Consider the following 19062-nt stretch of genomic DNA (forward strand, 5'->3'; position numbering starts at 1 on the left):
GAAAAATGCTTATTTTATCAAAAGATAGAGCATTTCCTGTTGACAAGTGATAATGATTATCAGTATCTTTAGTATAGTTGATTTATCGTTTTCGTGTAAATCAATGAAGCGTCGGAAAATGCAGAATATCACATCAATATATATTGTCAATTTCGTTGTCGTGACTATAGCCGGAATACATAACCGGGATTAATGAGAGAGGGATGATCGCATGTTTCGTCTGGAGACGTCCAAGCTGGATATCGCTTATGAGGAAAGACTGATCGTTGAGAATCTGAACATCCAGATTCCCCAAGGTAAAATCACCGCACTTGTTGGAGCCAATGGCTCGGGGAAATCCACCATTCTGAAGACGATGGCACGTATTATGTCTCCGAAGTCAGGAAGTGTGTTACTTGACGGCAAGTCCATTCATAAGCAATCCACACGTGAGGTTGCCAAGCAGCTTGCGATTCTGCCTCAGAATCCTACAGCACCAGAAGGTCTGACCGTTACCGAGCTTGTTTCTTATGGCCGTTTCCCTTATCAAAAAGGATTCGGTTCCATGCGTGCAGAAGACAAACGCATGATTGAATGGGCGATTGAAGTGACGGGCATGACGGAATTCCATGATCGTCCGATTGATCAGCTGTCGGGTGGACAGCGTCAGCGTGCATGGATCGCTATGGCTCTAGCACAGGAAACAGATATTCTGTTTCTGGACGAGCCGACGACTTTCCTCGATATGGCTCACCAGCTGGAAGTATTACAACTGCTGGAGCATCTGAATGCGACCGCTAATCGTACCATTGTAATGGTTGTCCATGATTTGAACCATGCATCCCGTTACGCGCAGCATATGATTGGCATCAAGAAAGGTGCAGCCGTTGCGCAAGGTTCCCCGGTTGAAGTGATGACTTCGGATGTACTGCGTGAAGTGTTTAATATTGAAGCAGACATCGTCATGGACCCGCGTTCGAATGTACCGCTCTGCCTGCCATATGCGCTCGCTGGTGAACGTCAGAAACCTGCCACCCCTGAAAAAGTGATCAACAGTGCTATGGTGCATGCAGGTCGTGCAGAGCAGCATCGTGTTCAAGCCACAGGTAGTTAATGAATTAAAATGGACCTTGTGTGTCCTCTACTATAAGAATGAAGCCGCTGTGCGTTGTTTGCACGCGGCTCGTTCGCATTCATGGGAGGTTTCAGCTTATGGGCGACATCAACTATACCTGGCTAGAGCAGTATGCACGCTTTACGATGAGTACTCCTCAAGATGCCGCATACGCGGCATCTCTTGCATCGCTGCGTGACGCTGAGCAGGCGAGAGTTATGCTGACAGCTTATAACGAGCATTTACGTGCGGACAGCCTGCAAACTGCAGCCGTGTATTTCATGCATTCCGTTCGCGGATTGCTGCTGGGCATTCATTATATGAATGCCATGTGTGATAAGGTATTAGATCTCTCTCTGGACAATATCCGGCTGCATCTGGTGGTCAAGGACGGGTATCCAGCATTCCTTTTCCAACTGACAGATCGGACCGAGCGAGCTCATCCAGCCCCTCCGAACGAGGGTGGACATGCTTCCAATGAAGCAGCCACTGCCGCAAGACTGGTTATGCTCACATCATATTACAGAGAACAGCTCCGGCCTTTAATAGAAGGGGTGGCAATGGCTGGCGAGGCAAATACAGGGCAGATGTGGGCACAGCTTGCATCCATCCTGAGATGGTTCAAAACGCTGGCTACCCAGATGGACATTACAGATCATGAGCGTGAAGCTGTTGTTCAGGGATATGAACATGTGATTACGATGTCGCCAGACATTCTGGGATTGCGTAAAAACCTGCTGAAATTCAAACCGGTAGAGATAGACAGTCCCTATCAACCCGGGGAAAAGACGTTAATGAAATCAACCTGTTGTTTGCATTATAAGGTGTATGGCGGTCAGGATTATTGTTATACCTGTCCCAAGCTGAGTAAAGCTGAGCGGCAGACGCGATATGAGGCAATTCTGGCTTCCCGGTAAATTTGATGTATGCAATGGAACAGGGCTATAATGGAAGACAGGTGCGGGCTGTATCTTTTCAAGCTTCATTAGCCAGAGGCTGGTTATAGTCCAAGTGCCTTTCTTAGTTATCGTTCGATTGCCTTTCAATATTGTAAAAATTAAACTATGCCATAGGAGGAATCAGCAATGTCCGTATATTCATACAAAGCAGTAACCACCGGGAATCAGGAAGTGCCGCTGGATATGTATCAAGGCAAGGTGCTCGTCATTGCGAACACAGCCAGTCAATGTGGACTCACCCCGCAATACGGTGATTTGCAGAAGCTCTATGACCGTTATCGCGATCAAGGTCTGGTCGTGCTTGGTTTCCCTTGCAATCAGTTTGGTGGTCAGGAGCCGGGGACAAGCGAGGAGGCGGAGTCCTTTTGCCAGATCAATTATGGCGTGAACTTCCCGGTCTTTGCCAAAGTGGATGTAAATGGAGAAGGGGCTCATCCTTTGTTTCAATATTTGAAGCAGCAGCAGCCTGGTGTGGGTGAAACGAGTGATATCCAATGGAATTTCACCAAGTTCCTTGTGAACCGCGAGGGTGAAGTTGTTGGCCGCATCGAACCTAAGGAATCTCCAGAGTCCATGAGTGCTGCTATTGAGCAACTGCTTGCATAAAACGAATGTTATAACGTGTGACATGTGAGGTCACACATAACGAAAAGCCCATCCTTCTGTAATTAGAGGGACAGGCTTTTTTTCTGTTTTCCATGGATATGAACTCATGAATACTGTGATACTTCTGCGAAAATTGAACATATTGGGTAGCATAAGTGAGTTGTGGTTCGGGAAAAATGAGCGTACTGAGAAAAAGAGGATTGAGGCAGCAAGATTTCATTTTGAAATGACAAATAAAAAGATTTTGGCGAAATCTCTTGCAATGTGAAAAAGATCACATTATAATGAGTGTACAAAGTGAAATAAATCACATAAACCATCGATTTTGTAGTGAAATGTTTCACAAATACTCAAGCAGTGATTACAATGACGTTTATCTTTCATCATTTTTATATACTCCAAGGAGGAACTACCTATGAAAATCGCCGTGATCGGATGTACACATGCAGGGACAGCAGCCATCGTGAATACCGCCAAACTTTACCCGGATGCAACCATTACCGTATATGAACGCAATGACAATATTTCCTTCCTGTCCTGCGGCATTGCGCTTTACGTTGGTGGAGTGGTCAAAGACCCGGACGGCCTGTTCTATTCTTCGCCGAATCAATTGGCAGACCTCGGTGTAGTGACCAAAATGCTGCATGAGGTTACCGAAGTGGATGCCAAAGGCCACAAGCTGCGGGCTAAAAATCTGCAAACCGGGGAAGAATTAGAAGAACCATTTGACAAGCTGATCGTAACTACAGGTTCTTGGCCAGTTGTTCCGAAGCTGGAAGGCATTGAGATGGACAACATCCTGCTCTGCAAAAACTACAATCACTCCAATACGATCATCGAAAAAGCAAAAGACGCCAAACGGGTAACCGTGGTTGGTGCAGGATATATTGGTGTTGAACTGGTTGAAGCGTTCCAGATGAACGGCAAGGAAGTGACGCTGATTGACAGTGTGGATCGTATTTTGAACAAATATCTGGACCCTGAATTCACGGATGCAATCGAGCACACCTTGACGGAAAAAGGCATCACACTTGCTCTGGGCCAAACCGTGCAGAAGTTTACTGGCGAGAATGGCAAAGTCACCAAAGTCATCACGTCCAAAGGGGAGTTCGAGACGGACCTGGTCATCCTCTGCATCGGGTTCCGCCCGAACACGGAGCTGCTCAAAGGCCAGGTGGATATGCTGCCGAACGGAGCAATCATCGTGGACAAATATATGCAGACCAGCCAAAAGGACGTATTTGCAGCAGGAGACAGCTGTGCGATTCATTACAATCCAACAGGCAAAGCTTCCTACATCCCGCTTGCCACCAATGCGGTTCGCATGGGTACACTCGTTGCACGTAATCTGGTTCGTCCAACGACTCCATATATGGGAACACAAGGGACATCGGGCATTAAAATATATGAGCAAAACATTGCAGGAACGGGCATGACCGAGACATCGGCCGCCGAGGAGGGCTTGATTGTGGAAGCGGTGGTGCTGGAGGACAGCTATCGCCCGGAATTTATGCCAACCGCAGAGAAGCTGCTGCTGAAAGTGATCTATGAGCAAGCAACCCGCCGTATCGTCGGCGCACAGATTATGTCTCAAGTAGACCTGACTCAGTCGATCAATACAATCTCGGTCTGCATTCAGAACAACATGACGGTGGATGAGCTGGCGTTTATCGACTTCTTCTTCCAGCCGCACTACAACAAACCGTGGAACTTCCTGAACACTGCAGGTTTGCAGGCGCTGCCACCAGTAGAGGTTAAAGCACCGGCGTTGGTGTAAGGCATCAAGGCAATAACACCATTGGGTACGACTTAGTAAAGTAAAGCTTAATAAGCTGATTCAGTTAGAACAGATGCTGAGACACATCTAGTGCTGTTAAACAAATGATATGGAGTTATGAAGAACCAAGGCTGGCGGGAATACCGTCAGTCTTTTCTTTTGCTATCCTGAATAATGAACAGAGAATTATTGTGATTATTTGCACAAAGTTTTATGTACAGCCGATATACAATAAATACATAGATAGAAAATTACATTTTGAGACGGATAGAAGAAAAAGGAGAGGATGACTTATGGCGGCCAAAACACCTCTTGAGGTTGCACAATATACAGCACAGACTGGGATGAAAAAAGCACAGAATCCAGTGTCCTCGGTGCTGATTCTCGGTTTTCTGGCCGGGGCATTCATTGCGCTCGGATTTCTGCTGGATATTCGTGTTATCGCGTCTGCACCAGCGGAATGGGGCAGCATAGCCACATTTATTGGAGCAGCCGTGTTCCCGGTGGGGCTCATTCTGGTATTGATCGGCGGCGGGGAGTTGCTGACAGGTAACATGATGGCTGTACCGCTTGCGGCAATTACTCGTAAAATCACACCCGCTAGCATGCTGAAGAACCTGCTGCTGGTGACGCTTGGCAATCTGCTGGGTGCACTGTTTGTTGCCTTTTTCTTTGGTCATGTACTGGGTCTTACTGCAGATGGCGTATATCTGACCAAAGTGGTTGATATGGCAGGACACAAGCTGCACGATAGCTTCTTCCAGGCTTTTATATCCGGTATTGGCTGTAACTGGCTGGTGGCGCTTGCTGTATGGTTGTCCTATGCTGCGGATACGATGAGCGGTAAAATTCTGGGTATCTGGTTCCCGACGATGGCCTTTGTCGCTATTGGCTTTCAGCACGTTGTAGCAAATATGTTCCTGATCCCCGCAGCGATCTTCGAAGGTCATTACACCTGGGGACAATATGTCATGAATTTTATTCCGGTGTGGCTGGGTAATCTGACAGGCGGGGCTTTATTTGTAGCGGCTGCGTACTGGATGGTCTATCTGCGCAAGACTGAGCCGGTAGTGAAATCTGAGACGACTGCTCCTGCTTCTGCTGCGGTTAGCTCTGTGGAGGCTGATGCAAGAGGCATGTGGAGCAAACAGGCTTAACAAACGGGCAGAGCGTTCAATAAACGAAACTATACATGCGGCCAGGCGAACAAATATGCAGGTAAGCAAACAGATATGCAAGCTTAACAAAGATGATTCATCTCATAGATGGCGTGACCATTGGTCCTGTCCGCAATGAGATGTGATCATCTTTTTTGGTATTATCCTAAAATAACGCAAAATAAATTCGCCATGAAAAGGTTCGGGGGAACGAAACCTGTCCATGGCGAATTTCGGGAGTGGTCCATGATATGGCATGAGGAGGAAGTGGGGAAACACTAGCCTAATGCCTTGTTTTTAATTTACCCCCGGATTTCAAGAATGAATCACACAGGTGAAAACTTTTTTTTCAGCTCGCATAAGGACAGAAAAAGCGTTGAAATCATGAAGATTGGGCGAATTGTTCCTGTTCTCTTTACGGTATGACTTTGAAAGGGATATCATATAGGGATAGCTGTTGAAAGAGGGGGAGCCAGAAGATGATCGATCAGGAGAATGGTGTGTTTCCAGCGGTATGCCCGCTCGATTGTCCAGACACATGTGGTCTGCTGTTACATAAAGAGAACGGTAAAATTGTAAAGGTCACCGGGAACCCGGACCATCCGATCACAAAGGGTGCGATCTGTAATAAAGTTCGAAATATGACGGAGCGGGTATATCACCCCGAGCGTCTTCAATATCCGATGAAACGTATCGGCGCCAAAGGCGAAGGCAAGTTCGAGCGGATCAGCTGGCATGAAGCCATTCAGGAAATTACGACAAGGTTCAAGGAACTGTCCGCAACCTATGGACCCGAGAGCATCCTGCCATACAGCTTCTACGGCAATATGGGCATACTCGGGGTGGATGGCATGGATCGACGTTTCTTCAATGCGCTGGGAGCAAGCGTGCTGGAGCAGACGATCTGTAATGCTGCGGGCAATACAGGCTGGAAATATACGATGGGAGCCAACCGCGGCACGCTGCCTGAGGATACGGAGCATGCCGATCTGATTGTTGTCTGGGGCGGGAATATCGTTAGTACGAACATGCATCAGGTTGTACTTGCAGAGAAGGCACGCAAGAACGGAGCCAAAATCGTAGTCATTGATGTACATCGCAATCGTACGGCGCAATGGGCAGACTGGTTTATTCCACTCTATCCGGGTACAGACAGTGCGCTGGCGCTGGGGTTGATGCATGTGCTGTTTGAGCGTGGACTTACGGATGAAGCGTTTATGCAAAAATATACCGTGGGACACGAAGCGTTGCGCGAGCATGTGCGCAGTTACACCCCGGAGCGTGTAGCACGTATAACAGGTGTACCTGTGGAAACCATTGTGGAGCTGGCTGAGCTGTATGGCGGTGCTCAGGCCGCTTACATTCATATTGGCAATGGTCTGCAGCATCATGACAATGGCGGCATGAACGTGCGCAGCATTGCCTGCCTGCCCGCAATAACAGGGCAGTGGCTGCAGCGCGGCGGCGGTGCGGTGCGCACCAACAGTTATGCGAGCACGAATAGCGACGCGCTGGAGCGGCCGGACTTGCGGAAGCATGCTGAGCCGCGAGTGGTAAACATGAACCGGATTGGAGAAGCGCTGCTGGAGGCAGAGCAGCCGATCCGTGCGCTGATGGTGTATTGCAGCAATCCGCTGGTGGTAGCACCGGATACCGAGCGGGTGGAGCGAGGTTTTGCACGAGAGGACTTGTTTACCGTCGTTCATGATCTGTTCATGACCGATACGGCGAAGTACGCCGATATTGTGCTGCCAGCGACCTCATCCTTTGAAGCAACCGATCTGTACGCCTCATACTGGCATCAATATGTTCAGCTGCAGGAGCCGGTCATTGCACCGATTGGAGAGAGCAAAAGCAATGTAGAACTGTTCTCGCTGCTTGGACAAGCAATGGGGTATGACACGGACATTTTTGGTGAAACGCCGGAGCAGATGATTGAGAGTGCATTGCAGGAGACGGGAAATCCTTATATGAACGGGGTAACGTTGGAGCGCCTGAAGCAGCAGCGTTTTGTGAAGCTTGATATGTCGGCACACGTCTCCTTCCTGGAGCACCTGCCAACACCATCCGGCAAAATTGAATTATATTCAGAGCAGATGGAACAAAAGGGACTGCCGCCGCTGCCAACCTACTGTAACCTGGTTGAAGGCTATGATGGCGAGAATCCGGCGGGACCCGCTGATGCGTATCCACTGATGTTTATTTCACCGCCGAACCATAATTTTCTGAATTCCAGCTTTGGCAATTCGTCGAAACATCAGCGGATGGAGAAGATGCCATTATTGCAGATGCATCCAGAGGATGCAGCGCGCCGTGAGGTGCAGGATGGCGATTCTGTTGTCGTATGGAACGAACGTGGACGTATCGAGTTAACGGCCAAAGTGACAGACGCGATGCTTCCGGGTACGGTCATCAGCCAAGGATTGTGGTGGGACGGCGAGGGGAAGAAACAGCGCTCGAACTCACTGACATCCAATCGGTTATCGGATATGGGCAATGGGGCTACCTTCTTCTCGGCCACTGTTGAAGTGAAGCGGCAGTGAGTGTGCTTGCAGGCTGATTTTAATGATGTAATATAGATTCATATTATATTTTGTAACTTACAGGCTTCCGCTGTGGCTGGTCTTGCCACATATGCGGGAGCCTTTTGTGCGGACACAGGCAAGCAGCTAGTGGACTAAGGAGTTTGAACGAAAATGATGAGATGGCTGGATAACTATCCAAAAGAAGTGAAGGTGTTTTTGCTCGCAAGTCTGGTGAATGCGACAGGCAGTGCCCTGATGTGGCCGCTGACTACGATGTATGTCTTTGACGAGCTCGGACGAACGATGGCTAATGCAGGTTTTGTCATTTTGATCCAATCCTTGGGCGGAATCGTTGGACAGCTGCTTGGCGGTTCATTGTACCATCGTGTAGGTGTGAAGAAGTTGATCATTGGATCGCTGGTATTCAATGCTGCAGGATTGTTTGCGTTGCCCTGGATCAGTGCGTACTGGGTTGTCTTTATCTGTGCGATGGGCTGGATCGGGCTGTTCAGTTCCTTGTCAATGCCAGCGATTCAAGCGTTTATCGGTTTTCGGTTTGCAGAGCGGCGCGGGGAGCTGTTTAACATTATTTATGTTGCGAACAATATCGGTGTAGCGATTGGAACGGCGCTTAGCGGTTTTCTTGCTGACTTTTCATATCACCTGAGCTTTGTACTAAACGGCGTGACCTCGGCAGGCTTTGCCGTATTTTTCTGGTTTTATCTATCCCGGATTGAACCAGAGCAGGGCGAAGTGCATCTGACGAAACGGTTGACGACATTACCTGCTGGTCCGGGCATCTGGGCACTGCTGAGCAATACCCGGCTGTATCTGTTTATGAGTCTGGGCGTGCTCTTTCTCTTGTTTGGCAACTCGATCTGGAATACGGGAGTGTCGCCTTATATCATCGCAGAGGGTATGGAAAAACGAATGTACGGCCTGCTCTGGACACTTAATGGTGTATTAATCTTTGTGGGACAGCCATTCACCAGTTGGGTGAAACGTACGATGGCTCGAACTTCCACTGCACAGATGACAGCCAGTGCTGTATTCTATGGATTTGCATATGTCGTCATGATTGCCATGTACAACTATCCGGGCATGGTGCTTGCGATGGTACTTGCTACCTTTGGGGAGATGCTGATCTCGCCGGCAACGCCAGCTTTTATCTCCGAGCATGCCGGAAGAGCAGCCCCTTTTTATATTGGCGTGTCGGGTGGAATCGGCTCCATTGGCCGGGTTATCGGGCCTTACATGATGGGTGTTATGTATGATCAGCAGGGGCTGATCGCGGTGACTTGGCTGGCGACAGGCATGGCAGTCATTGCTCTGCTTGGATTTGTACTTCATGCTGCGTTGAATCGCAACCGCGAAATTCGGGAATATGGCATGGACTCCCAGGGAGAATGACTTGATCGGCATGGATGGATAAAGTATAAAAAATAGTTCAACTTATCAAATCTATCTAAAAATGAGATTGACAAAAATGTTTATATATGCTATAATTTACATATATAAATTTTCCGTATATAATAAGGTTCTCCTGGCCAGGGGGAACCTTATTTTTGTTTATACGGGAGGAACATGTCATGAGCCAGAAAGCTTCCAGCATAACGTCTCTGATTTCAGCTTTTGCCCGAGCCTATCATGTTGAACATGATGAACCACTTGTTTTTAATGATTTTGCAGCCAGAGAGCTGATCACTTCACAGGAATTAGCGGATATTAGTAAAAACATGATACAAGGTATCCATTTTTTTCACCCGGATGCGGATCGCACATTCGAAGGTCAATCTGATCGTATGTTAAAATGGATCACCCAAGTCCAGCTGGCCCCGATCACCTTATCTCGTGCCGCCTATAGTGAGCAGGTCATATTGCAGGAAACGGCGCTTGGCTTGAAGCAGGTGGTCATTCTTGGCGCGGGTATGGATACATTTGCGGTTAGACACCCGGAGCTGGAGGATACGCTGGATGTATTCGAGGTGGATCTTCCGTCCACACAACAATTGAAAAGGGAACGGCTGCACCAGGCGAAGCTGGTTATTCCACAGAATCTGCATTTTGTACCTATGGATTTTACCCGAGATGCGGTAAGTGCAGATTGGACAGATACAGCAGGCTTGGGCAAGGTGAAAACCTTGTTTACGCTGCTGGGGGTTACATATTATTTGTCCAAGAGCGATATCTCCCGCCTGATGTATCATATATTTACAGAAATGCCTGCTGGAAGCTCTATTGTGCTTGATTACGCAGATGAGCATCTCTTTCAAGAGAAGGGTCAATATCATCGGGTCGAGCATATGGTGAAAATGGCGAAAATGGGCGGGGAGCCAATGCAATCCTGCTTTACGTATAAGGAAATGGAACAGCTGATGGAGAATGCAGGTCTTCTCATCTATGAACATCTGACACCTGAGGATATTCAGAACCGATACTTCAGAGATCGCACAGACCATTTGTCTGCCTTCGAAACCATCCATTTTATTCATGCGGTAAAAAAGTGAAACCGGTCTATGCAGTATAGGTGCAGCGCTATATAGTGGCTACACAGATGCATCATATGTTACAGATACAAAAAAACACCAAAAGCCCGGGGAGGCCTAGCAAGCCTCTCCGGGCTTTTGACGTTCACTATTGCGTTACTTGCGATTCTGCGCAGCACGCTCTACAATCATTTCTGCGAATTCTTCAGCTTGTCCCTGGATTGCAATTGGATCAAAGTACCAGTACCGGTCCTCCTGCAATTCGTATACCTGATTGTTTTTCACCGCAGGCAGGGACTTCCAGATGGAATCACCTTGATAATTTTTATTGTTCTCACCAACGGTAAGGAAAATATGATCGCCTGCATAATCACCAACAACCTCACGTGAAATCTCTTTCCATTGGGTATCACCCATCAGTTCTTTTCTGGTCCGCTCAAGCGGAGTAAGTCCCAAAGCACGGTAAACCGCTTGTCCTCCTCGCCCAAAGTTATCTCCATATCCGTAATAACTTTTGTCTGATACTTCAAGGATCGAGAAGGTTTCCTCTGGCCGTATGACTGCACTCACCTTGGCACGAGCGGCTTCGATCCGTTCATCGTACGTTTTCAGCCAGACCTCAGCTTCTTGGGATTTGTTCATAAGCTCTCCGAAGCCACGAATTTCATCATGTACATTCGTAAATGTGCCGTAAGGTATGACTACGGTAGGTGCGATTTTCTGATAATTTTCAATTTCCTGAGCCTGGTCAGAGTAGGTGATAATTAGATCCGGATTCAAGGCAGCAACCTTTTCCATGGATACAGCATTCCGATCACCAATACTTTCGATGCCCGTTACCTGGTCCGAATAGAACGGGTTCTCCAGATAGTATTGGACAGCACCAACGGGCTTGATACCCAGTGCAAGCAGATCACTTACGTACATGTCTGTAACAATGCGTTGGGGTTCAGCCGGGATTTCAACATCCCCGCTTAAAGACTTGTAGATTCGTGTAGCTTCGGACGGGCCCGAACCGGATGACGTCTCTGTGTTGGCTTCGGAAGTTCCGGGTGTGGCTTCTGTTCCGGCTGTCGAGGTTTGTTTCGTCGCAGGGCTGCCTGCTCCGCCACTGCAAGCGGTCAATACCATAATCATAGCAAGCATGAGCAGCAAACCGGAAAATTTGTTTTTAACAGGATACATGTAATAATTCCTCCTATGTAAATTCTACAAATAATAATGATTATTATTCTCATTAATAACATAGAGGAAGATGTGTTATTTGTACATGGACAACGATGATTACTAAAGCATGGACAGATGTGATGTGAAGTGATGCATGATGTGTTTCAATTGCTTCATCATGGACAGAGGATCAAACCCGTAGAACATGTCCGCTTCAATCTCGTATATACATCCGTTACGAATGGCTGCGAGGGTACTCCAGGATTCTTCATTCATTCGTGAAATCACGGCTTGCTGTTCTGCAGCTTCTTCAGGATAGGCCACAAATATGTAATCTGCGGCATACAGATGAATATCGGACAAAGGCACATGGATGTATCCGTTTGGCAACCGCCCATCCTTGAGCATTCGTGTCGGCGGTTTAAATCCAAGAGACTCATACAGAATATGAGAAGCTCTGCCCCAGCTATGACCAAAGACGTATGCACCTTGTTCCCCATTCAGGAATAAACATACCGCTGAACCGCGATGTTCGCCGATCAGATTGTCCAAGATCTCATTGGCATCCTGCTCCAGCTGGTGATAATGATGAATGATGGCTTGAGCCTTGGACTCTAGTCCCGCCATTCTACCGATCTGGATAAACTGCTGCTGCCAGTCCACTTCTTCAAACGGCATCAGAATGGTTGGTGCAATCATTCGTAATTCATCCAGAGCCGGATGGGGTGCATAGCCGATGATGATGTCGGGATTCACCTCTGCGATCAACTGCGGATGAGCTAACAATTCATGCTCTGCATACTGGCTCATTTGATGTCGTACATGCTCATCAAGACCGGATTCCATCCAGCTCGCAACGGCGCCCATGTGGGGAATACAGCCCAGTGCCAGCAGGGAAGCCGTGTAGTTGTAGGTCAGAGAGACGATTTTCTTCGGGGTGTGGCGGTAATGGGTAGGTGCTGCGCCAACGATTTGTTTGAACTTGCGGCTCAGATAGAACGAATCTTTATATCCGGTGAGTCTGGCCAATTCCTGTAATGTGGGACTTCCCAGCAGCAGATGTTCTTGAGCCATCCTGATCCTTAAACGGGATACATACTCGACAAAGGTAAGGCCGGTATAGCGTTTGAATTCCCGCGAAAAATGTTCCGGGCTTACGTTCGAGGCCTTAGCCATCTGCTCACGGGTCAAAGGGTATGCATACATCTTATGAATATGGCGGAGTGCACCATCAAGCCAGGAGTGATCTGGTTGAGGTGCAGTAGCAACTTGATCTTGTAGCATGCCCAGAAGTTCATAGAAAAGAATGTGCACTCTGAACGAACTTGAATTGTGGCCTTTCGCGCATACCTTGGCCAGATCTGCTGCCTTGTCCACAATCAGGTGGCTGGATACTGGAGCTCGGGACCCGAATGGCCAGAAGCGATGCTGTTGATCGGTAAAATCAAAAGCGATGGCGATACCCTGTACTGGCGACAGGGAACCCCGATAGCTGTCATGCTGCAGCAGGCAGCCTGACCGGCGAATGAAGGCGGAGCCGGCAGTTAGTGTCAGTTTGCCATCTGCTCCAATAAGCCGCGCCTGACCTGCGGTTATGACGTATAATACATGGAGTTTGCTCCATGATTCCTCGATATGGGCAAACGTTTCACGGTCGTGAATCTGCACGAGATGTCTCAGCTTGAATGGAGCATCAGGAACAGGCTCCATGTACGTTAAGGAAAGCCGATGTTGTGCGTTGGCTGGATCGGTAGGCGGGTTGTTTTTCATGACGTAACCTTCTCCTTAAACATGATCTTGAAGGGCTATATACAGTATTGCTCTTCTTGTACTGGTCAAATTGTTGAATTTGAACTATTATGCAGTATATACGAAAAATAAAACATCGTGGACTATCGGTCAAAAATTGTACTTATTTCTGCGAAAATAATATAAAATGGTTGAAATCGCTATCACCAGAGACTATAATGATTATGTCGAAACGTTTCAATCTAGCATTTATAGCAGAAAGACCATGTTCTTGTTTAGAAGCATAACAGAACATAATAATGAACAAGCCCTATTGCGGCGAATGTTTTTCCTGTTTATAGGCAGGGGGACTGGCATAGCAATCAGGAATTATTTTTTTGGGAACACCTCGAAACGTTTCGATTGCGCAGGGTAAGGGAATGACTAAGGTAGTGAACAGGTATGCATAGTATTGGTTTGTATGCCATACGTGCTGCCTGATGCAGATATATGAGCGGCAGACTATGTAAGTTGAACTATTTATTTACACGTGAACGGAGAGGACAGAAAAAACCTGAAAAGCGGAGCGGTCGCCTGAAAGCTTTCTGAAAGAAAGCTACATCGGAAGCATACGCTTATCACCGGATTTTTCCCTTTAGAAAAGGGAATCCAAAAAAATCTGGGGATAACCGCTACTCTCCAGGTTGTTCTGTCATCGGAGTGGATTGTGTAAAATCTTTAGTTCAACTTATATAGCAAGCAAGAAGGGGCGAACGGGGAATGGCAACGATTAAGGATGTGGCTAAGCTGGCGGGTGTAGCACTCTCGACTGCCTCTTACGCACTGAATGGGGACAGCAAGGTTAGTGCGAAAACCAAAGCGAAGGTGCTTGAGGCAGCACGGGAACTGAATTACCGTAAAAATGGCTTTGCCATGGACCTGAAGCGGAGCCGGACGAATACGATCGCACTCATCCTGACGGACCTGTCCGGGCCGTATTATTCGGAGCTGATTCGCAGTGTACAGGATGTAGCACTGACGAACGGATACGATCTGATTGCATGCAGCTCCATGGGTGGACGGGATTCAACAGCAGTACGTTTTTTACGTGAAAAAAGAGTGGACGGTGCCATTGTGCTGGCTCATAACATTCACGATGACATTCTGGTGGAATCTGCCGGAACGCGCTTCCCGATCATCGTTATGGATCGCCAGCTGTCCGGTGACCATCTGGTGAACGTGCTGGTTGATGGTGAGCAGGGAGGATATCTTGCCACTCGTCGTCTGATCAGAGGCGGTCACGAGAACATCGCTTATGTTAGCGGGCCAGCCAACTCTTATGATAATGCGCTGCGTTATCAAGGCTACCTACGGGCAATGCGGGAAGCAGGGCTGGAGGAGAAATCCAGGTGGCGGCTGAACGGCAATTTCGTTCGCGAGGGCGGCTTCAGTGCTACCAAAACGATGATCATGCAGGGCGAGCTTCCGTCTGCTGTATTTTATGGCAATGACGAGATGGCGATCGGCGGACTGAAGGCTTTTGCAGAGAGTGGCATCTCGGTGCCCGAAGATATTTCGGTGATCGGCTTTGATGACATCCAGCTGTCCGAGTATGTTCGTCCGCCGCTGACCACGATTCGTCAGCCGAAGCATGAAGCCGGTTCGCTTGCCGGACATCTGCTGTTCCAGATGCTGAATGGAGAACACGTGAATCCATCCTATACGTTAACGATTGATTTGGTGGAGCGCGAATCCGTGCGTTCACTGGAAGCCGTGTCAGCCGAATAAAGTTCACTTGGTGGGGAGGCAGTTTGGCCTAGCGTCCTTCGTGGATACATAACAGGTTAAGTGCGATCAGCATGTGAACGCGATGAGTTGCAGAATGAGGGTTATCGTTAGGACGGGGCTGCAAAGACCGGTTCAAGGGAGCCCTATTCTTTTTCAATAGTATCGAAACGTTTCGATATTTGGTGGTAAACTAATTTAAGGAGTGATAGAGAGAATGGCAACAATCATGAATGAAACGATTCGTCTGGCAGCCGGAGAAGTGACGTTTACTTTTTTAAACAGTGGAGACCTGTACCAAGCGACTTCCGGTACAACGATGCTGAATCAGTTGCTTAGCAACCCGATTGACGGGTCTTTGAATAATCTGTACCTGCGTGTACATGAGGGTGGAGAGATTACTTCGTTCCCGCTGCTTGGCGTACATTCCAACAGCCAGTTATCTACAAGCAAATCCCATGCAGATCGGCAGTTGATCTGGAAGGGCAGCGTTCAGCCAAAGCTGGCAGCAGAAGCGATTAACTATGAGGTTGTATTTACGCTTGCATCACAGGGCATCTGGTTCTGGGATGTGAAGCTTACAGGGAAGCAGCAGCGTGTTGATGTGGTGTATGGACAAGATGTCGGACTGGCTGATCCGGGTGCGGTACGCAGCAATGAAGCCTATCTGTCGCAATACATTGACCACACGGTGTTTGAGGATGATGCAAAGGGGTATGTAGTATGCTCGCGTCAAAACCAGCCGCAGGGTGGAGCTTTCCCTTACATGCAACAGGGTTCCCTGACCAAAGCGGTCGGTTACTCTACGGACGGATTCCAGTTCTTTGGACTGTCTTATAAAGAAACAAATCAGCCGGAGAGCTTGAGCCGTCCTTCCCTGGCGAATGAGACGTACCAGTATGAGTTTGCTTATACGGCACTGCAATCCGAGCTTGTGGAGCTGAACGGTGAAGCACAGGTTGTATTCTACGGACTGGCGAAGCCAAACCATGCAACGGGCATTACCGCCCTGGAGTATGGTGAGGAGGTTGCGGCGGCATGGAATGAAGTGCAGACGCTGAACGCCGAGCCTGGTGACGTGCTGGAACAGGTGAAGCATTCTTCCTTACTGGGTGAGCCGCTGGCTGCCCTTGATCTGACGCAGGAAGAACTTGACCAGCTGTACCCTGATCGTCAGCAGGAAGAGCGCAGCGGGGATCAACTGTTGTCCTTCTTTACCGAATCTTACGAGCATATCGTTTTGAAAGCCAAAGAACTGCTGGTGGAGCGCCCGCACGGACACATTCTGATGAGCGGCGGCAATGTGAAGCTGGGAGCGCAGGTTATTACGACGACATCGTATATGTACGGGATGTTCAATTCACAGCTTGTTATTGGCAACACCAACTTTAACAAAATGATCAGTAATGCCCGCAATGCCTTGAACGTGCCGAAGACAGCCGGACAACGCATTTATGTGCAGATCGATGGACAATATCGACTGCTGACGATGCCATCCCTGTTCGAGATCGGGTTTAACTATGCTCGCTGGATTTACAAAATGGAGTCCGATACGCTTATCGTGACCAACTATACAACGACGCATGCTACAGAAGTACGCATGAATGTGCGTTCTGCAAGTGGAAAAGCCTATCGTTACCTGGTGACGAACCAGATTACGATGAACGTAAATGAGTACGAATATCCACTGCATATGACGCAGGATGGTAGCACGCTGATTTTCAAAGCTGATCCTAAATCCCTGAGCGCAGGGACATATCCAGAGCTGGAGTACCGTATGACTGTCGAAGGTGCTGTTGCACAAGCTGGGGATGAAACACTGCTTGCCAGCGGTGTTCGCAGCGGCTCTGCTTCGCTTGTCACACTGAGCCTGGAGGAGAGTGCAGAATGGACGCTGAAGGTTCAGGGTGTACTGGAAGATCAGGCGGCTGAAGGTGCTGACGCAGCGGCCCGGAGTCTTTCTTTTGAAGAAGAAGTGCAGGCGTACCGTGAGTTCTTTGCAGGTGTCATGAACGGGTTCCGTTTGTCCCGCGGCGAGAGCCAGGATGCGGAAGACTTGTTCAAAGTCAACGCGCTTGCCTGGTGGTACACACACAATATGCTGGTGCACTACTCTGTACCTCACGGTCTGGAGCAATACGGCGGCGCAGCCTGGGGTACACGTGATGTATGCCAAGGACCGGTGGAGTATTTCATGGCTACTCAGAAATATGAGCAGGTCCGCGATATCATCAAAATGGTCTACACGCACCAATACGAGGACGATGGCAACTGGCCGCAGTGGTTCATGTTCGACAAATACTTTGCCATTCAGCAGGAAGAAAGCCATGGCGATATTATCGTATGGCCGCTGAAGGTGCTGGCAGATTACCTGACTGCAACTCGCGATTATGCGATTTTGGAAGAGAAAGTACCTTACACAGTAAAACACAGCTTTGGATTCACAGAAGAGACAGCAACGGTACTGGAGCACGCGAAAAAAGAGATCGAATACATCCGTGCACACTTCCTGCACGACACATTCCTGTCCTCCTACGGAGACGGAGACTGGGATGATACACTCCAGCCAGCCAATGCACAGCTCAAGCAGTACATGGTGAGCAGCTGGACGGTAGCTCTGACGTATCAATCCGTGAATGTATTGTCACAAGCATTGCAAGCTAAAGATGAAGCTTTTGCACAGGAGCTTGCTGCACTGGCAGAGGGTATCCGCGAGGACTTCAACCGTTACATGCTAGGCACGGATGTGATCCCAGGCTTCGTATATATGGAAGAAGCAGATCAAGCGAAGCTGATGCTGCATCCGACAGACACGGAGACGAGCATCCAGTACCGCCTGCTGCCGATGACACGCAGCATGATCGGTGAGCTGCTGAATGCAGAACAGGCAGAAGCGCATTACGCACTCATTCGTGAGCAGTTCCTGTGTCCGGATGGCGTACGTCTGATGAACCGTCCTGCGCAATACGCAGGCGGCGTGAGCACACACTTCAAACGTGCAGAGCAAGCGTCCAACTTCGGACGTGAGATCGGTTTGCAATACGTGCACGCCCACATCCGTTACGTGGAAGCGATGGCGAAGCTCGGTAAGACGGATCAGGTGTGGAATGGTCTGGCGATGATCAATCCGGTAGGGATTGGCGAGGTTGTACCTAATGCAGAAATTCGCCAAGCGAATGCGTATTTCAGCAGCTCGGACGGCAAGTTTAATACACGCTACGAGGCGCAGGAGCATTTTGACCAGCTTCGCAAAGGTACAGTACAGGTGAAAGGCGGATGGAGAATCTACTCCAGCGGTCCTGGAATCTACATGAACCAGCTGATCTCGAATGCACTGGGTATTCGTCAGGAAGGCGGTAATCTGGTGATTGACCCGGTATTGCCAGCTGAGCTGGACGGCATGCAGTTTGAATTTGAATATGCAGGCGAGTCGGTAACATTCATCTATCATCTGAATGAGGGAGCAGTCAGCCGTGTGACGGTGAATGGCCAAGACATTCAAGGTGAGCGTACAGCGAACCGTTATCGTCAAGGCGGGGTACGCATCTCGCTGGATGCATTCAAGCAGGCAAGCGGCGCGACTGAGCGCACGATTGTAGATATTTATATGTAAACTAGCCATCTGCTGTACTCCAGCAAGATCGGCACGAAGAGCCAACCTTCTCTCGAGGGTTGGCTCTTCCCTATAGTGCGCCCGGCACGGGCGATAACTTGGCGGTGAAAGTCCGCTACAGGCTTGGCAGTAGGAACTGTTAGCCAAGGGCAAGGGTGTCCGTCGC

At 48.8% G+C, this 19062-nt stretch carries 12 protein-coding genes; 10 read left to right on the forward strand and 2 right to left on the reverse strand.

The window, feature by feature from the left end; all coding sequences use genetic code 11:
* Positions 1 to 211 precede the first annotated feature (211 nt).
* The 8 genes from HNR77_RS04770 to HNR77_RS04805 all read left to right on the forward strand — a co-directional run bounded on the left by HNR77_RS04770 (position 212) and on the right by HNR77_RS04805 (position 10624).
* Positions 212 to 1093 carry an ABC transporter ATP-binding protein gene (locus tag HNR77_RS04770; protein ID WP_184181229.1) on the forward strand — a complete coding sequence of 294 codons (882 nt, stop codon included), beginning with the start codon at positions 212 to 214 and terminating at the stop codon, positions 1091 to 1093.
* Between the two features lie 98 nt (positions 1094 to 1191).
* Complete coding sequence (locus HNR77_RS04775) at positions 1192 to 2010, forward strand: ferric iron reductase (protein ID WP_184181231.1); 819 nt, start codon at positions 1192 to 1194, stop codon at positions 2008 to 2010.
* Between the two features lie 168 nt (positions 2011 to 2178).
* On the forward strand, positions 2179 to 2658 hold the full coding sequence (locus HNR77_RS04780) for a glutathione peroxidase (protein ID WP_184181233.1): 480 nt from the start codon (positions 2179 to 2181) through the stop codon (positions 2656 to 2658).
* A 415-nt stretch (positions 2659 to 3073) separates the two neighbouring features.
* Entirely contained in the window at positions 3074 to 4435 is a 1362-nt protein-coding gene (locus tag HNR77_RS04785) for an FAD-dependent oxidoreductase (protein ID WP_184181235.1), read from the forward strand.
* Positions 4436 to 4728: 293 nt separating this feature from the next.
* Positions 4729 to 5592 carry a formate/nitrite transporter family protein gene (locus HNR77_RS04790; protein WP_184181237.1) on the forward strand — a complete coding sequence of 288 codons (864 nt, stop codon included), beginning with the start codon at positions 4729 to 4731 and terminating at the stop codon, positions 5590 to 5592.
* 479 nt (positions 5593 to 6071) lie between these two features.
* Positions 6072 to 8135 carry a molybdopterin-containing oxidoreductase family protein gene (locus tag HNR77_RS04795; RefSeq protein WP_184181239.1) on the forward strand — a complete coding sequence of 688 codons (2064 nt, stop codon included), beginning with the start codon at positions 6072 to 6074 and terminating at the stop codon, positions 8133 to 8135.
* A 156-nt stretch (positions 8136 to 8291) separates the two neighbouring features.
* Positions 8292 to 9527, forward strand: coding sequence for an MFS transporter (locus HNR77_RS04800; protein WP_184181325.1), 1236 nt, complete (start codon positions 8292 to 8294; stop codon positions 9525 to 9527).
* A 179-nt stretch (positions 9528 to 9706) separates the two neighbouring features.
* Positions 9707 to 10624 carry a class I SAM-dependent methyltransferase gene (locus tag HNR77_RS04805; RefSeq protein WP_184181241.1) on the forward strand — a complete coding sequence of 306 codons (918 nt, stop codon included), beginning with the start codon at positions 9707 to 9709 and terminating at the stop codon, positions 10622 to 10624.
* Positions 10625 to 10759: 135 nt separating this feature from the next.
* Here the strand turns inward: HNR77_RS04805 and HNR77_RS04810 are convergent, their stop codons facing one another.
* Positions 10760 to 11788, reverse strand: a complete 1029-nt coding sequence (locus HNR77_RS04810; protein ID WP_184181243.1) for an iron-hydroxamate ABC transporter substrate-binding protein — start codon at positions 11786 to 11788, stop codon at positions 10760 to 10762.
* A gap of 102 nt (positions 11789 to 11890) precedes the next feature.
* Positions 11891 to 13540, reverse strand: coding sequence for a helix-turn-helix domain-containing protein (locus HNR77_RS04815; RefSeq protein ID WP_184181245.1), 1650 nt, complete (start codon positions 13538 to 13540; stop codon positions 11891 to 11893).
* 738 nt (positions 13541 to 14278) lie between these two features.
* Between HNR77_RS04815 and HNR77_RS04820 the strand changes: the two genes are divergently transcribed.
* Positions 14279 to 15286 (forward strand): LacI family DNA-binding transcriptional regulator, encoded by a 1008-nt coding sequence (locus HNR77_RS04820; RefSeq protein ID WP_184181247.1) that lies wholly within the window; start codon positions 14279 to 14281, stop codon positions 15284 to 15286.
* 214 nt (positions 15287 to 15500) lie between these two features.
* Positions 15501 to 18896: a GH36-type glycosyl hydrolase domain-containing protein gene (locus HNR77_RS04825; RefSeq protein WP_184181249.1), complete on the forward strand. Its 3396-nt coding sequence runs from the start codon at positions 15501 to 15503 to the stop codon at positions 18894 to 18896.
* The last annotated feature ends 166 nt before the right edge of the window (positions 18897 to 19062 follow it).

Source organism: Paenibacillus sp. JGP012, assembly GCF_014203995.1.
GTDB classification, from domain to species: Bacteria; Bacillota; Bacilli; order Paenibacillales; family Paenibacillaceae; genus Paenibacillus; species Paenibacillus silvae.